We start from the raw sequence: 20,248 nt of genomic DNA, 5'->3' as shown, positions 1-20,248 counted from the left end.
CGAACAGGGGGAAGCGGACGCAGAGCGATCGGTCCCGTACGATCCTGGCGTCCCCTGGTGCCCGAGCGACAACGGCCACCACCCGGGGACGGTTCAGACTCAGTACGGCTTCGGGGGAGTAGAGCACGTGACTGTCACCGAGAGCGCGCGACTCGCGGGAAGCGGTCAGCCGCCGGTCTCACGACGCCGCAGCCGGCGCGGCCCGGCCGCCCGCAACCGGTGGGGCCTGCTCCCCCAACCCCCGGACAACACCGAGAAGTACCTCTACGCCCGCACCAACCTGTGGGTGCTGACCTGCTTCTCCCTCATCAGCTTCGCCTGCATGGTGGCCAGCGAGATCGGGCTGCTGAGCGCGACGCCGTGGTTCCTCTTCTTCATACCGCCGCTCGCCTTCACCATCGTCTACTACCTCATATCCCGCTGGGTGCACGGCTTCAACGAGACCTTCGATCTCTCCGCCCACCGGGCCCTGGTCAAGTCCTGGCAGCCCGAGCACCATCCGACCGTCGACATCTTCCTCCCGGTCGCCGGCGAGCCGATCGAGGTCCTGCACAACACCTGGACACACGTCGCCCGGCTCCGCGACCAGTACCCGGGCGACGTCACCCCGTACGTCCTCGACGACAGCAACAGCCCGCAACTCGCGCAGATGGCCGTCGACTTCGGGTTCGTGTACGGCACCCGCGACAAGCTCGGCTGGTTCAAGAAGGCCGGCAACCTCCAGTTCGGCTTCCGCAACTCCGACAGCGACTACATCCTCATCCTGGACGCCGACTTCGCGCCCCGGCCGGACCTGCTGAACGAGATGCTCCCCTACATGGAGGCCGACCCCCGCCTCGGCATCGTCCAGTCCCCGCAGTTCTTCCGCATCCTGGACTCGCAGAACTGGATCGAGCGCGGCGCCGGCGCCGTCCAGGAGCTGTTCTACCGGACCGTCCAGGTCTCCCGGCAGCGCAGCGACGGCGCCATCTGCGTGGGCAGCTGCGCGGTGTACCGGCGCGCGGCGCTGGAGGAGAACGGCGGCACCACGCTGATCGGCCACTCCGAGGACGTGCACACCGGGTTCGACCTGCGCCGCCTCGGCTGGGACCTCCAGTACATACCCGTCGCGCTGGCCACCGGCGTCTGCCCGGACAACGTCGGCGGCTTCTTCAACCAGCAGTACCGCTGGTGCACCGGCTCGATGAGCCTGCTCGGCAGCAAGAAGTTCTGGCAGACCAAGCTGCGGCCGATCACCCGGGCCTGCTACCTGTCCGGCTTCTTCTACTACATCCACACGGCGCTGTTCACCGTCGTCTCACCGCTCATCCCGATCGTCCTGCTGCTCGCCCGCCCCGACCTGATCCGCTGGGAGAACACCGCGCTGGTGCTGCCCGGCCTGCTCTACGCGACGGTCATCTTCCCGCTCTGGCACCGCAACCCCTACCGGCTGGAGGCCTGGGCCGCCCGCATGATGTACGGCTGGGCGCACGTCTTCGCCATCTGGGACATCGTGCGCCGCAACCGGATGGCCTGGCAGCCGACCGGCTCCAGCGGCGCCAAGCGGAACAGGACCCGGCGGTTCTGGATCGGCGTCATCGCCTGGGGCGGCGGAACCGCCCTGCTCTGGGTGCTGCTGAGCATCTGGCGGATGCTCACCATGGGCCCGCTGAACTTCGCCCTCGTCCTCGCCTCCGGCCTCTTCTACGCCACCATCGTGGGCCGGGTCCTCGTCCAGCCCCGCCCGACGGAAGCAGTGTGATCGCCATGACCGCCCACCCGAGACGGGCCGGCCGGCTCCGTCACCGGCTGGCGCTCCCGCTGCTGGCCGCCGCCGGCCTGCTGCTCACCACCGCGTGCGGCCCCGAGGACCCCGGCTTCGCGATGCAGAAGGACCTCGCCCAGGCCGCCCCGGCCGCCACCCCGGCCCCCGGCGCCCCCGGGACTCCCGGCGCTCCCGGCGCTCCCGGCACTCCGGGCGCGACCCCCGCCGCGGGGGGCACCGCACCGGCCGCGCCCGCCACGCCCAAGGCCCTGCCGGCCGGCGTCCCGTACGACGTCACGCCGCTGCTCAGGCCGAGCCACAAGTACCTCGGCGCCGCCCTGCCCGACGTCCCCGCCACGATGGACGCGCTGCCCGGCTACCGCGACGCGATCGGCAAGCAGCCCAACGTCCTGGAGTTCTACGCCCACTGGAAGGGCGGCTTCGACACCGCGGGCGCCCGCCGGATCCACGACGCCGGGGCGCTGCCCTTCATGGCCTGGGAGCCGCACGACCGCTCGCTCGCCTCGATCGCGGCCGGCGACACCGACGACTACGTGCGCGGCGTCGCCAAGGCCGTCGCCAAGTTCAACCTGCCGATCGCCGTCAGCATCGCCCACGAGATGAACGGCGACTGGTACCCGTGGGGCCGTCAGGCCGCCACCCCCGAGGACTTCGTGGCCGCCTGGTGCCACGTCCACGACCTCTTCGACCAGGCCGGCGCCACCAACGTGATCTGGGTCTGGAGCCCCAACATCACCGACCCCGCGCCCAACACCCGCCTGGAGCCGTACTACCCCGGCGACACCTACGTCGACTGGGCCGGCATGACCGGCTACTTCACCAAGACCGGGCCCAAGACCTTCGACGCGCTCTACGGCCCGACCATGGCCGAGATCCGCGGCTTCTCCCAGAAGCCCTTCTTCATCAGCGAGACCGCCTCCGAACAGGGCAAGCGCCAGCACGCGGACATCGACCAGCTGTTCTCCGGGCTGGAGGCGCACGACGACATCGTCGGCTTCGTCTGGTTCAACATCGTCAAGCGGGCGGACTGGCGGGTCGAGGCCGTGCCGGACACCCTCGCCGCGTTCAAGCAGCGCGTGTCCGACCCCCGTTACGGCTTCGACATCCGGAACCCCTGATGAGCACTGAGTCCGAGTTCTCCCCCGTCCCGCACGGCCGCTCCGCCCACGACCCGGCCGCCGAGCCGGACCCGGACGGGCCCGGCGCCGTGGCGGTGGACAGCCCCGACGGTCCGCGCCCCGCCGTAACGGTCGACAACCCCGACGGCGTCGAGCTGGCCCCGTACACCATCCCGCAGGTCCCCGCGATCGGCTGGGACCCGGGCACCAGCCCCCGGCGCCGGTGGATCGCCCGCGGCCTGCTGGGCGCCGTCCTCACCGTCCAGGCCGCCCTCTCGCTGCGCCTGCTGGCCGCCGCGCACCCCGACGAGGCCGCCGCCATGGTCGCCGGCCGCCAGCAGCTGGCCCACCTGCTGCACGGCACCCCGGTCACCACCGACCTGGTCGACCGGGTGCACGGCTCGCCCTGGCTCTACCCGCCGCTGGCCGGCGCCGCCGCCGACGCCAACGGCATCTGGGGCACCCGGCTGCTCAGCCTCGGCTTCGCACTGCTCACCACGGTCCTGCTGTACTCGCTGACCCGGCGGCTGTTCAACGAGCGGGTCGCCATCTGCGCCATCGCCGGGTACGCCGTCCTCCAGTCCACCGTCGTGGTCGGCTTCTACGCCGCGCCCGAGTCCCTCGCCGTCCTGCTGGTCGCCCTCTCGGCCTGGACCACGGTGTTCACCGCAGGCCGCCATCCGGCCCTGGCCCTGCTCGCCGCCCCGCCCACGGCGCTGGCCTGCGCCACGGCCTACTCCGCGGCCTTCGCCGTCCCCGCCCTGGTGGCCCTCGCCTTCGCCTGCGCCCGGCCGTACCACCGGGTGGGCCCGGCCGCCCTGCGCTCACTGCTGACGGCCCTCGGCACCCTCGTCCTACTGCTCCCGTACGGCACCCTCGGCAAGGTCGCCGGGTGGTCGCCCTCGCGCGGCAACGCCCCCGGCTCGGCCGGCTCGGTCCTGCTCGGCACGCTCCAGTGGGCCGGCCTGTTCACCGTCCTCGCGGTGGCCGGCACCATCGCCTACGCGCGCCGCGAACAGATGCCCGAGCACGACGCGCCGGAGAAGGAGCCCCTCCCCACCACCCGGGGCCGGCGCGCCCTGCTCGGGGCCGTCCTGACCGCCACCGCCCTGCTGGTCCCCGCCGCCCACCTGTGGACCGGCACCTCCGGCGCGCTGTTCCGCCACCTCGGCTACGGCATGCTGCTGGCCGCCCCGCTCGCCGGGGTCGGCCTGACCCGGCTGGTCGGCGCCCACTTCCGCCACCCCCAGCTCGGCATCCTGGTCTGGGTCGCCCTGCTCGCCCTCGGCCTGGAGCAGTCCGCGCTGCGCTACCAGAACGGCCCCGACTCCGGCCGCCTGCTGGCCGTCCTGCGGGTCCACACGGAGCCCCAGGGCCGCTACCTCACCGAGGTCGACGGACTCGCCGAGTACTACCTCGGCGGCGTCTCCAAGCCCGAGCAGTGGGTCTCCGCGCGCGCCGGCACCGACTACCGCGACGGGGCCGGGGTCGAGCACCACGGCGACGACGGCAGCGTCGCCGCGATCCGGGACGGCTGGTTCACCATGGTCGTCCTCGACAGCACCGCGCCGAGGGCCACCGACCGGGCCCTGGGCGAGGCCCTGGGCGCCGCCGGACACTACCGGCTGGTCGCCCAATTCACCTCGCCGACCGGCGATTCGAGCACGTACAAGGTCTATCTGAAGCACTGACCGGCCGCCCGGCCCACGCACATCCGCGACACGACAGGCACAACATATGGTGCCGCCGCAGTCCGGCGGCACAACATGTATGCTCGCTTCTGCTGTCGATGCAGGGGAACCCGGTGCGAATCCGGGACTGCCCCGCAGCGGTGAGCGGGCGGCTCCAGCAGCCGCACCCCGCGAGTCCGAGTACCTGCCGACGGCGTGCGCCACGGCCCTCCCGCAGAGGCCGCGCCGGCACCAGCAGTACCCCTCCGGGCCTCGCGGGCGGGCCGGGGAGTCACCTCGCGCGACGCTTTTTTGCGTTCGCGCCGTGCTCCCCTGCCCAGATCGGCCCGGTGGCCCCCCGAGCACCGCCGCCGATCGCCGCCAGGAGAGAGCGCCTTGACCACCGCTGCCTCAGCCACCCTGCCCGCCCAGGGCTCCGGTACCGCCTTCACCGACCCGACGGTCTCCGACCCCGGGGGCGCGCTGCTGCGGCTGCTCACCGACCGCAGCACCGACCTCACCGAGGTCGACCCCGGCCATGTCGCCGCCGCCGCGCTGCGCGGCCGCCACGCCGGCTCGGACTTCGCCGAGCTGCGCGGGCTGGCCGTGGACGCCGCCGCGTCGATGATCGCCGAGGACCCCCAGTACTCGAAGCTGGCCGCCCGCCTGCTCGCGCTGGAGATCGTCGACGAGGCGAACAGCCAGGGCTCGGTGTCCTTCTCCGCCTCGATCGCCGTCGGCCACACCGAGGGCCTGATCGGCGACACCACCGCGGACTTCGTCGCCAAGCACGCCGCCGCCCTGGACGCGCTGATCGACACCGCCGGCGACGACCGCTTCGAGTACTTCGGCCTGCGCACCGTGCAGTCCCGCTACCTGCTGCGCCACCCGATCACCCGCAAGGTGATCGAGACCCCGCAGCACTTCCTGCTCCGCGTCGCCTGCGGCCTGGCGGTCGGCGACTCCGAGCAGTCGGTGCGCGAGGTGGCCGAGCTGTACGGCCTGATGAGCCGCCTGGAGTACCTGACCTCCTCGCCGACGCTCTTCAACTCCGGCACCCGGCACCCGCAGATGTCGAGCTGCTACCTGCTCGACTCGCCGCTGGACAACCTGGACTCGATCTACAACCGCTACGCGCAGATCGCCCGCCTGTCCAAGCACGCCGGCGGCATCGGCCTGTCCTACTCGCGCATCCGCTCGCGCGGCAGCCTGATCCGCGGCACCAACGGCAAGTCCAACGGCATCGTGCCGTTCCTGCGCACCCTCGACTCCTCGGTCGCCGCCGTCAACCAGGGCGGCCGCCGCAAGGGCGCGGCCTGCGTCTACCTGGAGACCTGGCACGCCGACATCGAGGAGTTCCTGGAGCTCCGCGACAACACCGGCGAAGAGGCCCGCCGCACCCACAACCTCAACCTGGCGCACTGGATCCCGGACGAGTTCATGCGCCGGGTCAACGCCAACCAGGACTGGTCGCTGTTCTCCCCGGCCGACGTGCCGGAGCTGGTCGACCTGTGGGGCGCCGACTTCGACGAGGCCTACCGCAAGGCCGAGCTGGCCGGCAAGGCCGTCCGCACCATCCCGGCGCAGACCCTGTACGCCCGCATGATGCGCACCCTGGCGCAGACCGGCAACGGCTGGATGACCTTCAAGGACGCCTCCAACCGCGCCGCCAACCAGACCGCCCTGCCGGGCCGCACCGTGCACTCCTCCAACCTGTGCACGGAGATCCTGGAGGTCACGGACGACTCCGAGACCGCCGTCTGCAACCTCGGCTCGGTCAACCTCGGCGCCCACGTGGCCCCCGGTGCCACGGTCGACGACCTGCTCGGCGCCATGGACTGGGAGCGCCTCGACGCCACCGTCCGCACGGCCGTGACGTTCCTCGACCGCGTGGTGGACATCAACTTCTACCCGACCACCGAGGCCGGCACCTCCAACTCCCGCTGGCGGCCGGTCGGCCTCGGCGTGATGGGCCTCCAGGACGTCTTCTTCAAGCTGCGGATCGACTTCGACTCCGCCGAGGCCGCCCGCCTGTCCACGCTGATCGCCGAGCGCATCATGCTCACCGCGTACGAGCGCTCCGCCGACCTGGCCGAGCAGCTCGGCCGCCACGAGGCGTACGGCGAGACCCGCGCCGCCCGCGGCGAGCTGCACATCGACCACTTCCCGACGGCCGCCCCGCAGTGGGCCGACCGCTGGACGGCGCTGCGCGCCCGGATCGCCGAGACCGGCCTGCGAAACTCGCTGCTGCTGGCCATCGCGCCGACCGCGACCATCGCGTCCATCGCCGGCGTGTACGAGTGCATCGAGCCGCAGGTGTCCAACCTGTTCAAGCGCGAGACGCTGTCCGGCGAGTTCCTCCAGGTCAACCCGTACCTGGTGCGCGAGCTCAAGGAGCTCGGCGTCTGGGACCAGCAGACCCGCGACGCCCTGCGCGACGCCAACGGCTCCGTCCAGGACCTGAACTGGCTGCCCGCCGGGGTCCGTTCGCTGTACCGGACGGCCTGGGAGCTGCCGCAGCGCGCGCTGATCGACCTGGCCGCGGCCCGCATGCCGTACCTGGACCAGAGCCAGTCCCTGAACCTGTTCATGGCGGCGCCGACCATCGGCAAGCTCAGCTCGATGTACGCCTACGCGTGGAAGGTCGGTCTGAAGACCACCTACTACCTGCGTTCGCGCCCGGCCACCCGCATCGCCCAGGCCGCGTCCGGCACCGCCCGTGCCGCCGCGCCGGCGCCGGTGCCCGTGAACACCCCCTCCCTCACCCCGGAGCAGGAAGCCGCCATCGCCTGCTCCCTGGAGAACCCCGAGTCCTGCGAGGCCTGCCAGTGACCACCCCCGAAGACCGCAAGATGCTGCTCGACCCCGGCTTCGAGCTGACCCTGCGCCCGATGCGCTACCCGTCGTTCTACGACCGGTACCGGGACGCGATCAAGAACACCTGGACCGTCGAGGAGGTGGACCTGCACTCCGACGTCGCCGACCTGGCGAAGCTCAGCGAGGGCGAGCGCCACCTCATCGGCCGGCTGGTCGCGTTCTTCGCGACGGGCGACTCGATCGTCTCCAACAACGTGGTGCTGAGCCTCTACAAGCACATCAACTCGCCCGAGGCGCGCCTGTACCTCTCGCGGCAGCTGTTCGAAGAGGCCGTGCACGTCCAGTTCTACCTGACGCTGCTGGACACCTACCTGCCCGACCCGGAGGACCGCAACGCGGCCTTCGCCGCGGTGGAGAACATCCCCTCCATCCGCCAGAAGGCGCAGTTCTGCTTCAAGTACATGAACGCGGTCGACCACATCGACTCGCTGCAGACCAAGGAGGACCGCCGCGCGTTCCTCCTGAACCTGATCTGCTTCGCGGCTTGCGTGGAGGGCCTGTTCTTCTACGGCGCCTTCGCCTACGTGTACTGGTTCCGTTCGCGCGGCCTGCTGCACGGCCTGGCCACGGGCACCAACTGGGTGTTCCGCGACGAGTCCATGCACATGGACTTCGCGATGTCGGTGGTCGACACCGTCCGCGAGGAGGAGCCCGACCTCTTCGACGACGAGATGGCCAAGCAGGTCACGGAGATGCTGGAGGAGGCCGTCGAGGCCGAGCTCCAGTTCGCCCAGGACCTGTGCGGTGACGGCCTGCCCGGCATGAACACCGCCTCGATGCGCGAGTACCTGCAGGCCGTGGCGGACCAGCGCCTGGCCCGCCTGGGCCTGCCGATCCGCTACGGGTCGACGAACCCGTTCGGCTTCATGGAGCTCCAGAACGTCCAGGAGCTGACCAACTTCTTCGAGCGCCGCGTCTCGGCGTACCAGGTCGCCGTCGAGGGCTCCGTCGCCTTCGACGACGACTTCTAAGAAGCACACGAAACACCAGAGGTGCCCCGCACGGCTAGGCCGTGCGGGGCACCTCTGTCGTTGCGCGCCGCCGTCACCCGGCGTCGCCGTTCCCGGCCCGCCGGCGGCCGGCGGTGAGGTCGGCGTCGGCGGCGGCGAGGATGCGGCCGAAGGTGTGGGCGATGACCGGCTTGGCCAGGGCCCGGGTGAGGGCCGCGCCGAAGGGCAGGCGGACCTGGAAGGTGGTCGTCCACGCGACCTCGGTCCCGCCGGGGACCTCGGTGAAGGTCATCCGGCCGAGTTCGTGCCGGGACGGCGGCAGGCTGCGCTCGACCGTGTAGTCGAAGCCGTACGGCCGGTTGTACGCGGTGACCCGCTCGCGGAACCAGCCGATCGCCCAGGTGTGCACCCGCACCGCCCCCACGCCGTACGGCGCACCGGCGCCCGGCCGGGCCAGGCGGGCCCGGAGGATGAGCGGGGAGCGGGTGTAGTTGGTGGTGGTGGCGCACCAGTCGAACACGTCCTCGATCGGTGCGGCGATGACGCGTCGGACGGTCAGGGTCTCCATGGTCATGTCCCCTCTCTCGGTCGGCGGCGGCGCGGACTGCGGCCACCGCGCCCGACAGATGGACCGGGGAGCCGTCGGAAACGTGACACCGGGGCCGCCGCCCCGTCCCGAAGCGCCTCCGACCATGCCCTTAACCTATTGAATCTGCTACGGTCGTCCATATGACGAAAGATACCGGCGCCCAGTCCGCCGTGACCGAGCTCCGGATGCCCCTCGACACCAAGGTGGTCATCTGGGCCTTCTGCGGCGCGGTCGGCGCCGGCCTCGGCTTCGCCGTCCCGTGGCTGCTCCAGTTCGCCGCCCGGCACCCGATCCCCTACGCGGACACCGTGCGCTTCCTGGGCTCGTTCACCTCCCCGGCCATGGTGATCGGCCGACCGGTGGCGCTCGCCGCCGTCGGGCTCGTGGTCGGGATGTTCGTCACCTACCACGCCGCCACGCTGCGCATCTCGGACGAGAGCATCACCGTCGTCGAGGGCGACGACAGCCGGGTGATCGCCCGGGACCAGGTCGGCGGCGTCTTCCGCCACGGCGGCAAGGTGCGGATCGAGTCACCGGTCGGCCGGGTCCTCTTCGACGACGACGTCGAGGGCGGGAAGGCGGCCATCGCCTCGGCCTTCCGCCGCCACGGCTACCCCTGGGAAGGCGCCTGAGGCCCCTCGTGCCGGATGTGGCACATTGACCGGACGGCCCCAGCCCCGGGCCCCGTGATCGAGAACCGAGGTCTCCCGTGTCCGCAGACAACGCCGCGCCGTACCGACCCGCGCCGCGCACGGTCGTCGAGGCCTGCTTCGACCCGCAGGGCACGGCCCCGCTCGACTACGTCTACGACGTCGCCGCGGCGGCCGGCCTGTCCGACCAGCCGGTACGGCTGGCCGTACGGCGGCTGGAGGCGGCGGGCGTCCTGCGGCAGGAGGGGCGGGGCCGCAAGGGCCGGCTCGTCCTGACCGACGCGGGCCGGCTCCGCTCGGACCTGGACGTCCGGTTCGTCGCGCTCGCCTACGCCCAGGACGCCGGACTCGCCCCCTGGGACGGGCTCTGGCGCCTCTACACCTTCTCCGTCCCCGAGCGGCACCGGGCGGAACGCGACGCCCTGCGCACCGCGCTGACCCGGCTCGGCGCCGCCCCGCTCGCGCCCGGCGCCTACGTCAGCCCGCACGACCTGCTCGACGAACTCGCCGCCGAGGCCTCGGCGGCGACCGTCGACGCCTACCTGGTCACGGCGGAGGCCACCCGCCTGACCGGCCGGGGCTTCACCGGCCCCGCCGCCACCGCCGAGCACCTCTGGCCCGCGGCCGGGACGGTCGAGGCCTACCGACCCCTCGCCGAGGCGCTGGCCGAGGAACCCCTCGGCCCCGACCGCGGCTCCGTCGAACTAGTCGCCACCGCGCTGCGCCTGGCCGAGGCCTTCACCCACGCCCTGGAGCTCGACCCGCTCCTCCCCCCGGAGCTGCGGCCCGCCCCGTGGCCGCCGGCCGGGGTCCGGCGCGACTTCGACGAGGCCTGGACCGCGATCCGCGGCCGCACCCCCGACCTCTCGCTCTTCCGCGCCTTCGACACGGAGCCGGAACACCACGAACCGGAGCGCCACGCGCCGTAACAGCGCGAACCGGGACAACACCTGTCCGCCTGATTTTCACCCGGACGGACGCGATTCCGAATTCCCGGATCGCGAATATGTTCGAGGCTTGATATATCGATAATATGCTCGAAGAATACGACAAGGTATTGGTGTCGGGCGGATTGGGTTTCGTCGGAAGGCACCTGACCAGCGCCCTTCTCTTTCTCGGGAAAGAGGTGGCGATCATCGACAACGCCCGGACCGCGACGAGCATCTCGGCGCCGTCCGGGACCACCCTGCACCTGCTGGACATCCGCGAGGTCGACGCCGTCGCCGAGGCCGTGGACGACGCCGACCTGGTCTTCCACGTCGCCGCGAACGCGAACGGCACGCTGTCGGTGACGCAGCCGCGCCTCGACTTCGAGATCAACGCACTCGGCACCCTGATCTTCGCCGAGGCCCTCCTCAAGGCGTCCGTCCGCCGGGTCGTCTACGTCTCGTCCGCGTCCGTCTACGGAACTCCGCGGAAATTCCCCATGGACGAGGACCACCCGACCCGCCCCTTCGTCCCGTACGGCGCGTCGAAGCTCAGCGGCGAGATCACCTGCCTGGCGCTCCACCGCGCCTGCGGTCTGCCGGTAGTGGTCGGCCGCCCGTTCTGCGTCTACGGGCCGGGTGAGAACCCGCACGAGGCGATGGTCGAGGTCGGCCGGTTCCTGCGCTGGCACCTCAACCACCAGCCCATCCAGATCGTGGGCGACATCGACCGGAAGACCCGCGACTTCGTCCACGTCACCGACCTGGTCCAGGGGCTGCTGACGATCGCCGACCGGGCCGAGCTGGGCGAGGTGTTCAACATCGGCTCCGGTACGGAGGTCTCGATGCGCGACCTCGTCAACACGATCGGGGAGGCCACCGGCGTCACGCCCGAGGTCAGCGTGATCCCGGAGATCGAGGACGACACCTACCGGCTGGTCGGCGACATCTCCAAGCTCCAGGGCCTCGGCTACCGGCCGGCGGTCTCGCTCGCCGAGGGGGTGCGCGACCTGGCCGACCACCTCGGCGCGAACCCGGAGCTCCCCGGCAGCCCGACCATCTTCTCCCGCGGCCAGCACGGCGAGTCCTGAGCCGCCCCCCGTACCGGACCGCCCCACGGAACGCCGAGGGCCGGGACACCAGCGGTGTCCCGGCCCTCGCGTGCGACGGACCGTCAGTCGTTCGCCACGGTGGCGTACTTCGGGGTGCCCTCGGCCATCTGCTTCAGGGCGTCCTTGCGGTCCCGCTTCGACAGCTTGTCGATGTAGAGGGTGCCGTAGAGGTGGTCGGTCTCGTGCTGGAGGCAGCGCGAGAAGAAGCCGGTGCCCTCGACGCGGATCGGCTGACCGTCCTTGTCGACGCCGGTGACCGCGGCGTAGTCCGGGCGGGCCAGCTCGGCGTAGGCGGTCGGGACGGAGAGGCAGCCCTCGTTGCCGTCGTCCAGGACGCGGCGGCGGTCGGCCGGGTACTCCTCCAGCACGGGGTTGATCACGTGGCCGATGTGGCGCACGCCCTCGTCGTCCGGGCAGTCGTAGACGAAGACCTTGAGGTCGACGCCGATCTGGTTGGCGGCGAGGCCGACACCCTCGGCGGCGTACATCGACTGGAACATGTCGTCGATCAGCGCGGACAGCTCGCCGTCGAAGACGGTGACGTCCTTGACCTCGCGGTGCAGCACCGGGTTGCCGACGACGGTGATCGGGCGGGCGGTGCCCTTGCTGAGGTCGGGCTCCTCACCGATCACCTTCACGGGCGCCTCGGCCGCCGTCCCCTCCACGTCGTGCTCGTGCTCGTGCTGCTCGGCCTGCTCCGCCATGTCTTCCGCTTCCGTCGGTGTACGCGTTACCTCACCAGGGTACTCAGCACACTTCTTCGAGGTCCCGGTACGCCCGGCTTCCCGGGGCGGACGCGACCCAGCGGTCCAGCAGGGTGCGCACCAGATGGGCCGGGGCGGCGATCCCGCACTCGCGCTCGACCAGCCAGGACATCCCGGCCGCGCCGCCCTGGCTGAGGTGGCTGAGGTGGCCGGGGTGGGCGGCGTCACCGTCGTCGTGCGGGTCGTGGTGGGCGGCGACCCCGTCGTCGGAGGCCATCCGGCTCTCCGAGCAGGCGCGGCACAGCAGCCGCACCGAGGAGGTCCAGTCCTCGGCCGCGTAGCCGGCGTCGGCGACCAGCCGCTCCAGCGCGTCCCGGTCCCCGGCGGTGGCGGCCTGCAGCAGCACCACGTACGTCGGCACCGGGGAGGGCGCCCACAGCTCGATCTCGTCGAACACCGGGTAGGCGACGCCGTCGGTGACCCGCTCGCCGTGCGGGGCGCCGTCGTGCAGCACCACCTCGCCCCAGCGGCGGCCGGAGGAGGGCAGCGGGATGGACAGCACCTCGATCCGGGCCGGGTCCAGCCGGCGGCCCCAGACCACCTCGGACTCGCCGTCCGGGGACAGCCGCACCGGGGTGGTGCCGAGGTCCAGGCTGACCGGGCCGTCCGGCTGCGCGCCGGGGCCGCCGGACAGCTTCAGCCCGTACGCCTGCCAGGCGCGGCGGGCCAGCGGCCAGTCCTGGAGGGCGGTGGCGGTGATGCCGAGGTTCCACCAGTCCGGGGCGCCGTGCTCGCGGTCCAGCAGGGCGACGGCGCGCAGGCCGGCCGAGCGGGCCTGCTCCCAGTCCCGGCGGAACTTGTGCAGCAGGGCGAGGTTGAACCAGGAGTCGGAGAGCCACGGCTCCAGGTCGGCGGCCATCACCAGCAGGGCGCCGGCGTCCTCGTAGCGGCCGTCGCCGATCAGCGTGAAGGCCCGGTCGGTCGTCTGCCGCCAGGTGGCGGACGGCCGGTGCCGTGCCCGGTGGAAGATCCTCACGTTCGTCCCTGCCGTCGTCGTCCGCTCAAGTCCCGTGCCACCGTGCCCGTACCGCCTCGGAGGGCGCCCGGGCCCGGTGCCCCGGGTCGGTGTTCCACGCTACGACCGCATCCAACCACGCCCGCCCCCGCCCGCGCTCCCCACCGCCGAGGTTGGGGCCCGCCCCTCCCCAGCCTGCCTGTCCGATGCCGCCCGCTCAACCCCTGACGGCCGGAACCCGCATCCCGGGCCCCGCGGCGGCGGCCGACGGCCCGGGCCGTACGGGCCCGCGGACCCTGCTCCGCCCGGCCGTACGGGCCCCGCGGACCCGAGTTCGAGGACGGGCGCTAGGGCCTGTCTTCAAACTCCCGTCGTCCGCCCGGAGGGCGGGCGGGGCGGCGTTGGGGTGCGTGCATCGCAAGGCGGAGGAGGGAGCCACTGCGGAGCATTGGCGACCGACGACAACGCGGCGAGGTGCGTGCACCGGCGTCGCCCCGCAGACGCGAGTTCGAAGACAGGCCCTAGCCGCCCACCCTGGCCAGGGCGTCCACCACGCGGGCGTCGTAGACCCGGCCCCGGCCCAGCCGCAGGGCCTCCAGCGCCTCCAGCCGCCCGACGGCCTCGCCGACGCCCCGGCCGCGGGCCGCCGTGAGCAGGTCGTCGTGGGCGTTGGCGACCCGGATGATCCGGGAGGCGAGCGGCACCGGGCCGTCGCCCGAGGCGGGCCCGGTGCACGGGTCGGCCAGCCGGGCGACCTGCTCGGCGACCTGCCGGGGCACCCCGGTGCGGCTGATCACCTCGCTGCCGAGGCGGGCGATCCGCTGCTGCTCGGCCTCGGGCAGCAGCGCGGTGGCGCCGTCCGGCACCGGTTCGACCAGGGACAGCTGGCCGACGTCGTGCATCAGCGCGGCGTACTCCAGCAGGGCGAGCTCGCGGGTGCCCAGACCCAGCTCGCGGCCCAGCGCGCACGCCGTGTCCGCGACCCGGCGCGCGTGCCCGTGCGGGGTGTACCCGGCCACCTCGGTGGCCCGGGCGAGGCTGGCGATGGTCTGCCCGGTGGTGGCCCGCACGGCGGCGGCGCGCCGGAAGGACACCTGGGCGAGCAGCAGCGGGGTGCAGAACAGCGGCAGCGCCCACAGCCCGACCTCGCCGGCCGCGAGGCTGACCAGCATCCCGGTGGCGACGATCGCCGAGCCGATGCCGAACAGCGAGCGCAGCTCGTCCTCCAGCGCCGCCGGGAACCGCAGCCCGCCGCCGGAGCGGCGCAGCAGCGCCGCCAGGGTCGCGTCGCAGAGCGCGGCCAGCGCGGCGACGGCGGTCAGGAACACCCCGTACGCCGGGCCCTCGGGCGAGAAGCGGTCGACCATGCCGCCGTTGTAGAGCGGCTGGAAGACGGCGCCCGCGAAGCCGACGGCGAGCACCCGGCGGGCGGCGCCGTCGCGGCGGGCCGGATCGGCCCAGGGCGGACGGCGGTGCGGGCGCCCGGGGCCGTCCGGCAGGACGAGGCCGGCCAGCCGGCCCAGCAGCAGGCCGGCCCCGGTCACCGCGACCACCTGGAGCGTCCCGTGCGCGGTCGGCACCCCGCGCAACGGCCCGAGCAGGGCGTACGCCAGCGCACCGGCCGCGCCGATCGGCGCCTGCTCCCGATCCCCCGGAAGGGTGATGCGGACGCATTCGCCGAGCGCGATCAGCACGGTGAACGCCAGCGCGACCCGGGGCTCCGCGACCCCGCGCACCGCGACGGCGCCCAGCGCGAGCGCCAGCAGCGCGGCGGCCGCCGCGTGCACCGCGCGCGCGGTCCGCCCGCAGGGCGCGCGGCCGAGGACCACGCGCCGCAGTGCCCGGGGCCCGGACACCCCGGGCCCGAACAGCTCCCGCCCGGCGGCGGCACCGGCACCACCGGAGGCCGCGCCACCGGAGGCCGCCCGCCCGGCAGCCGCCCGCCCGGGGGCCCTCACGGCTGCCCGGCCGCGGGGACGGTCCCGCCGCCCTGGGGCGGCACCCGGCCCGGGACGGCCTGGCCCGGGGCGGCCCGGACCGGCTCGGGCACCCCGAGCGGGATGTCCGGCACCGCCTCGATGGAGTCCTCGGAGTGCACCACCGGCTGCCAGTCGTACCCGGCCAGCGCGTCGATCAGCGCCCGCACCATCACCGGGTCGAACTGGCTGCCCGAGCAGCGCTCCAGCTCCGCGACCGCCTCGCCGACCGGGCGGCCGCGCCGGTAGGAGCGGGTGGAGGTCATCGAGTCGAAGGCGTCGGCGACCGAGATGATCCGGGCGAACTCGGGGATCTGCTCGCCGGCCAGCCCGCTCGGGTAGCCCCGGCCGTCCAGCCGCTCGTGGTGGTGCAGGATCCCGGCGTGCGCCTCGCCGAGGAAGTCGATCCCGCGCACCAGCTCGTACCCGTACACCGGGTGGATCTCCACCGCCCGGCGCTCGGCCTCGGTCAGGGGACCGTTTCTGCGCAGCAGCTCGGTGGCCACGCCGAGCTTGCCGACGTCGTGCAGGATGCCCGCGAAGCGCAGGGTGCGCAGCCGCTCGGCCTCCATGCCGAGCTGAGTGGCGATCAGCACCGAGGCCCGGCCGACCCGTTCGCTGTGGCCCCGGGTGTAGGAGTCCTTGATCTCCACGGCCTGCACCAGCGACTGCACGGTGGCCTGGTGGGCGTCCCTCTCGCGCTGGCCCTGGGCGAACACCCAGGCCGAGATGGACAGCGGCAGCAGCGCGAGCAGCGCCGCGAACGCGCCGTACGGGCCCTGCCAGAGCACCGCGACCATCAGCCCGCCGGCCGCGTGCACCAGCACCGGCAGCCCGCAGGACGCGTGCGCCCCGCTCAGCAGCACCCCGGGCCGGCGGCCCTCGCTGAGCATCAGCATGACGCCCACCACCACCCCGTTGACCAGGCAGAACACCGCGACGGCGGCGAATCCGGGCAGCAGTGCGGCCGGGAAGCGGGAGCCGAGCAGCAGCTGCGGGCCGTGCAGCAGGTGGAAGGCGACGGAGGAGGCGAAGGCGCACAGCGCGAGCTGGGAGCCGTTGAACAGCTGGCGCGGGCGGCAGCCGCGCCCGCTCGGTCCGCCGAGCAGCGCGGCCGGGGCGGCCACCAGGGCGGCGGCGGCCGGCGGGAGCATCAGCACCCCGGCGAACAGCACCGGAAAGAAGGTGTTCACCCCGGGCCGGGCGGGCGTCCGCTCGGGCAGCGCCGGCCGGCGCAGCAGCCGGCGCACCAGCACCAGGCAGGGCGTGGGCAGGCCCTGGGCCAGGGACTCCCAGCAGCCGTGCAGGAAGGCCAGCAGCGCGACCTTGGGCCAGTCCACCGGCGCGCCGAGCCAGTGCGGCACCCCGGCGGCCGCGGCGGGCAGCAGCGGCACCAGGCAGCACAGCGCCGCCACCGGCACCACCACCAGGTAGCGCGCCGCCCCTCGCGGCAGGGTCGAGCCTCCACAGTCGGTAGCGATCTCGACCTCCCCGCCGTACGGACCCCGTGTTGCCTCAGCGCGTCGGGCGGACCGACGGTGAGTGTCCGTCAGGAGAATAGGCCGCCCTCCGGACATGGGGACGCATGATGGCGCAATGGCGCAGTTGGCGCACCGCCAGCTCACTCGAACGAGTGATGGCGCATGCGAGCAGAACGGGAGCGGCCCCGGGAGTGTGTACTCCCGGGGCCGCTGTTGCCCTTGCCCTGAACCCGCCCGGCACCCGCCCGGACGTGCCCGAACCGTCCGGCCCGCCCTCGCCGGCGGGCCGCGGGGCTACCGCCCCCGGCGGTCGACCAAGGAGTCGGCCGCCGTACGGGCGTTCGCCCGACGGGTCGTCACTCCGCGGGGGCGCCGGCCTCGACCGGAGCGCCCGAGCGCCCGGCCGTCTCCGCCTCGCCCGCCCCGCCCGGCCTGGGCGCCGGCCGGGCCGACTCGACGTGCAGCTCGACGGTGGTCTCCACGGCGACCACCACCTGCTCGCCCGAGCGCTGCCCGGCCCGGATCGAGTCGATCCTGGCCAGCACCTTGCTGCGCAGGTCGGTCGGGGTGTCGTCGCACCCGCAGGAACGCTTGATCAACGCCTTGATCGCCTGCTCCAGCCCGTACTGCTTCAGGCAGGGTGAGCACTCCTCGAAGTGCACCCGCAACTTGGCGCAGTCACCCTCGGCCATCTCGTTGTCGAGGAATTCATAGAGGTGGTCGAGGACCTCGCCACACTCGGTTTCGTGCGGATCGCCGCAGCTCATGAGCCCGAGCCCTTCGCTTCCTGCCCTGCCCCGCTGCCGGCCGGGACGAGCCCGCGCTCACGGGCGTAATCCTCCAGCATGCCGCGCAGCTGACGGCGGCCGCGGTGCAGCCGGGACATCACCGTACCGATGGGAGTACCCATGATGTCCGCGATCTCCTTGTACGCAAAGCCTTCTACGTCCGCGAGATAGACGGCGATCCGGAATTCCTCCGGGATGGCCTGGAGCGCGTCCTTCACATCGCTGTCGGGGAGGTGGTCGAGCGCCTGGGTCTCGGCCGAGCGCAGACCGGTCGACATGTGCGACTCGGCCCGGGCCAGCTGCCAGTCCTCGATCTCCTCCGCCGCGGTGCGCTGGGGCTCCCGCTGCTTCTTGCGGTACGAGTTGATGAACGTGTTGGTGAGGATGCGGTACAGCCAGGCCTTGAGGTTCGTCCCCTCACGGAACTGGTGGAAGGACGCGTACGCCTTGGCGAACGCCTCCTGGAGCAGGTCCTCCGCGTCGGCCGGGTTGCGCGTCATGCGCAGCGCCGCCGAGTACATCGGATCCAGGTAGCCCAGGGCGTCGCGCTCGAAGCGATCCCGCCGGGCCTCCTCGCTCTCCTCCGCCGACACCCGGTAGGTGTCCTCACCGATCGCCTCGGCCAGCTCCTCACCGGTGAGCGCCTCGCCCGCGGGCAGGGCGTCGCCCGGGCCACGGCCCGGATCGGCCTCGTGCTCGGTCCCGACGACCGGACCCACCTCCTCGGCATGACGGGCACGGCCCACGGCGGGCCGCCCAGAAATGGAGGATATCGGGCTGACGGGCTTCTCGCCCGCGTCGATCCAGTCCGACCAGGAGGGGGCGAACGCCGCGGTGGCCTCGCGCTCCTCAGGCCGTTCGGGGCACGCGATCGAACCCATCTGCCCTGCCTCTCACCGGTGACTCCTGCTGACGGAGACGACAACCACACGCGCCCCGCCCGCATTCCCGTCCCCGGGCGCCATTCACTCGCACGAGTGAGCGAATGGAAACTCCCTGCTCACGGCCCCGGAGCCGGACCGCCCCACGGCCTCACACCAGCCGCAGCACCCAGTCCCCCACCGCCGAGCAGATCAGGTCCAGCACCTCGTCCTGCCCCACCGGCGCCCGCTTGGGCACCTCGAAGCCGTGGCTGCCGTACGGCACCGCCACCAGCTCGTGCCCCTGCGGCAGCTCCGGGAACTCCACCGGCCCGCCGAACGGGTCCGCCGCGCTCTGCACCACCAGCGTCGGCAGCCCGGACCCCAGCAGCTCCTCCGCCCGGCTCTTCTCCGGCCGGCCCGGCGGATGCAGCGGGAACGCCAGCGCCACCACCCCGACCGCCCCGGTCGCCGCGCCCGTCCGGCAGGCCACCCGCGCCCCCGCGCTGCGCCCGCCGACCACCAGCGGCAGCCCCTGCCCGGCCAGCCGCTCGGCCACCGGCCGCCAGCCCGCGTCCAGCGTCTTCGGCGCCGGGCCCAGCCTCCGGCCCGCCACCCGCCAGGGCTGCTCGACCAGCGCCACGGTGATCCCCCGGGCCGGCAGCTTCGCGGCCAGCGCCACCAGGTCCCTGGCCTCGATCCCGCCGCCCGCGCCGTGGCCGAGGGCCAGGACGGCCACCGGCTTCGCGGCCCGGTGGTAGGTGATCCGGGCCTCCCCGGCCCCGGTGGGGACCGCTTCGGTGCGGACCGGTTCGGTGGTGCTCATCTCGACGTCTCCCGGGACGTTCGCAAAAGGTCGGAACAGGCGGCTCAGAACAGGGTGGTCTCGTACTCGGGCTCGGCCCACGGCTCCTTGAGCTCCGGGCCGTTGTTGCGGATGCTGCCGACCGCCGGCGACACCGGGGTGGCCACCAGCGCGCCCGGCGGCGGGGGTATCAGCAGCCGGCGCAGCCCGTCCGGGTCGGTCAGCCGCGGGTCCAGCCACTCGTCCCAGTCCCCCCGGTCCAGGAACAGCGGCATCCGCTCGTGGATCGGCGCCAGCAGCTCCTCGGCGTCCGTGGTGACGATCGTGAACGTCACCAGCCAGGCCTCCGGGTGCCCCGGCGGCACCGCCCGGTTGCGCCAGAACTCGTACAGCCCGGCCAGCGCCAACGGGGCACCGTCCGCCCGGGACACGAAGTACGGCTTCTTGCGGGCCTTGCCGCGCTCCCCCGGGACCGTCTGCCACTCGTAGTAGCCGTCCACCGGCAGGATGCACCGGCGGGCGGCGAAGGCCTGCCGGTACGAGGGCTTCTCGTGCACCGTGTCCGACCGGGCGTTGATCATCTTCACCGCCGTCTCGGCGGAGTTCGACCACTGCGGCACCAGCCCCCAGCGCAGCACCCGCAGCTGGCGCACCGGCCCCGGCCGCTCCCGGCCCAGCCGCTCCAGCACCACGAACGCGCTGTTGGTCGGCGCGACGTTCCAGTTCGGGTCCAGGGTCTCCTCGGGGTCCCAGTGCTCGACGCCGAACAGCTCGACGACGTCCTCGGGCTTGCTGCTCGCTGCGAACCGACCGCACATGCGGGCCAGCTTGCCATGCCGCCGCTCCTCAGGACCTGTTCATCCCCGGACCAGAACCACCCCCTGCCTCCCGCCCGTCCCCGCATGGGAGGCTGCCCCGAACGGCCCACACGGCGGCCCGGTACGACGGACGGAGGCGGAGAG

General features: G+C 73.1%; 17 protein-coding genes and 1 riboswitch. Of the genes, 8 read left to right on the top strand and 9 right to left on the bottom strand.

Translation table 11 applies throughout. The annotated features are described in order from the left end of the window. Positions 1-322: 322 nt before the first annotated feature. The 5 genes from ACFVXH_RS09740 to ACFVXH_RS09720 all read left to right on the top strand — a co-directional run bounded on the left by ACFVXH_RS09740 (position 323) and on the right by ACFVXH_RS09720 (position 8,401). On the top strand, positions 323-1,741 hold the full coding sequence (locus ACFVXH_RS09740; RefSeq protein WP_107086463.1) for a glycosyltransferase family 2 protein: 1,419 nt from the start codon (positions 323-325) through the stop codon (positions 1,739-1,741). Positions 1,742-1,746: 5 nt separating this feature from the next. Next, on the top strand, positions 1,747-2,883 hold the full coding sequence (locus ACFVXH_RS09735) for a glycoside hydrolase family 26 protein (RefSeq protein ID WP_387821921.1): 1,137 nt from the start codon (positions 1,747-1,749) through the stop codon (positions 2,881-2,883). Next, the gene (locus tag ACFVXH_RS09730) at positions 2,883-4,574 is read left to right on the top strand and encodes a glycosyltransferase family 39 protein (protein ID WP_387821918.1); all 1,692 of its coding nucleotides are present in this window, start codon (positions 2,883-2,885) and stop codon (positions 4,572-4,574) included. Before ACFVXH_RS09735 ends, ACFVXH_RS09730 begins: the two co-directional genes overlap by 1 nt. A 72-nt stretch (positions 4,575-4,646) precedes the next feature. After that, positions 4,647-4,781: riboswitch (cobalamin riboswitch) on the top strand. A 192-nt stretch (positions 4,782-4,973) separates the two neighbouring features. Next, positions 4,974-7,385 carry a ribonucleoside-diphosphate reductase subunit alpha gene (locus tag ACFVXH_RS09725; RefSeq protein ID WP_049652373.1) on the top strand — a complete coding sequence of 804 codons (2,412 nt, stop codon included), beginning with the start codon at positions 4,974-4,976 and terminating at the stop codon, positions 7,383-7,385. Between the two features lie 20 nt (positions 7,386-7,405). Beyond that, positions 7,406-8,401 (top strand): ribonucleotide-diphosphate reductase subunit beta, encoded by a 996-nt coding sequence (locus ACFVXH_RS09720; RefSeq protein WP_074001568.1) that lies wholly within the window; start codon positions 7,406-7,408, stop codon positions 8,399-8,401. 73 nt (positions 8,402-8,474) lie between these two features. Here ACFVXH_RS09720 and ACFVXH_RS09715 read toward each other — a convergent pair whose 3' ends face one another. Further along, the gene (locus ACFVXH_RS09715; RefSeq protein ID WP_375877113.1) at positions 8,475-8,948 is read right to left on the bottom strand and encodes an SRPBCC family protein; all 474 of its coding nucleotides are present in this window, start codon (positions 8,946-8,948) and stop codon (positions 8,475-8,477) included. A 161-nt stretch (positions 8,949-9,109) separates the two neighbouring features. On the opposite strand from ACFVXH_RS09715, the gene ACFVXH_RS09710 reads away from it, so the two are divergent. The 3 genes from ACFVXH_RS09710 (at position 9,110) to ACFVXH_RS09700 (ending at position 11,636) form a co-directional block, all read left to right on the top strand. Continuing rightward, positions 9,110-9,601: a hypothetical protein gene (locus ACFVXH_RS09710; protein WP_159028470.1), complete on the top strand. Its 492-nt coding sequence runs from the start codon at positions 9,110-9,112 to the stop codon at positions 9,599-9,601. A 77-nt stretch (positions 9,602-9,678) separates the two neighbouring features. Then, positions 9,679-10,548: a transcriptional regulator gene (locus ACFVXH_RS09705; RefSeq protein WP_387821915.1), complete on the top strand. Its 870-nt coding sequence runs from the start codon at positions 9,679-9,681 to the stop codon at positions 10,546-10,548. Positions 10,549-10,652: 104 nt separating this feature from the next. Then, positions 10,653-11,636: an NAD(P)-dependent oxidoreductase gene (locus ACFVXH_RS09700; RefSeq protein ID WP_049652368.1), complete on the top strand. Its 984-nt coding sequence runs from the start codon at positions 10,653-10,655 to the stop codon at positions 11,634-11,636. A gap of 83 nt (positions 11,637-11,719) precedes the next feature. On the opposite strand, the gene def is transcribed toward ACFVXH_RS09700, so the two are convergent. The 8 genes from def to ACFVXH_RS09660 form a co-directional block, all read right to left on the bottom strand. Beyond that, positions 11,720-12,295: a peptide deformylase gene (def, locus tag ACFVXH_RS09695; protein ID WP_369808303.1), complete on the bottom strand. Its 576-nt coding sequence runs from the start codon at positions 12,293-12,295 to the stop codon at positions 11,720-11,722. A gap of 109 nt (positions 12,296-12,404) precedes the next feature. Continuing rightward, entirely contained in the window at positions 12,405-13,397 is a 993-nt protein-coding gene (locus ACFVXH_RS09690; protein ID WP_049652370.1) for a tetratricopeptide repeat domain-containing protein, read from the bottom strand. Between the two features lie 500 nt (positions 13,398-13,897). Further along, complete coding sequence (locus ACFVXH_RS09685; protein WP_387821911.1) at positions 13,898-15,205, bottom strand: HD-GYP domain-containing protein; 1,308 nt, start codon at positions 15,203-15,205, stop codon at positions 13,898-13,900. 125 nt (positions 15,206-15,330) lie between these two features. Further along, on the bottom strand, positions 15,331-16,767 hold the full coding sequence (locus ACFVXH_RS09680) for an HD-GYP domain-containing protein (protein ID WP_387821908.1): 1,437 nt from the start codon (positions 16,765-16,767) through the stop codon (positions 15,331-15,333). A gap of 422 nt (positions 16,768-17,189) precedes the next feature. Beyond that, positions 17,190-17,600: a mycothiol system anti-sigma-R factor gene (rsrA, locus tag ACFVXH_RS09675; RefSeq protein WP_079271878.1), complete on the bottom strand. Its 411-nt coding sequence runs from the start codon at positions 17,598-17,600 to the stop codon at positions 17,190-17,192. Next, on the bottom strand, positions 17,597-18,502 hold the full coding sequence (locus ACFVXH_RS09670) for a sigma-70 family RNA polymerase sigma factor (protein WP_387821904.1): 906 nt from the start codon (positions 18,500-18,502) through the stop codon (positions 17,597-17,599). The genes rsrA and ACFVXH_RS09670 overlap by 4 nt, the downstream gene beginning before the upstream one ends. A 151-nt stretch (positions 18,503-18,653) precedes the next feature. Continuing rightward, entirely contained in the window at positions 18,654-19,307 is a 654-nt protein-coding gene (locus ACFVXH_RS09665; protein WP_387821901.1) for an alpha/beta family hydrolase, read from the bottom strand. A 44-nt stretch (positions 19,308-19,351) separates the two neighbouring features. Then, a complete protein-coding gene (locus tag ACFVXH_RS09660) occupies positions 19,352-20,104 on the bottom strand; it encodes an SOS response-associated peptidase (RefSeq protein ID WP_387821898.1) in 753 nt (250 codons plus the stop codon). Positions 20,105-20,248 lie beyond the last annotated feature (144 nt).

The organism is Kitasatospora sp. NPDC058184 (genome assembly GCF_042883725.1).
Taxonomy (GTDB): domain Bacteria; phylum Actinomycetota; class Actinomycetes; order Streptomycetales; family Streptomycetaceae; genus Kitasatospora.
This window is presented reverse-complemented; position numbering and strand designations above follow the sequence as displayed.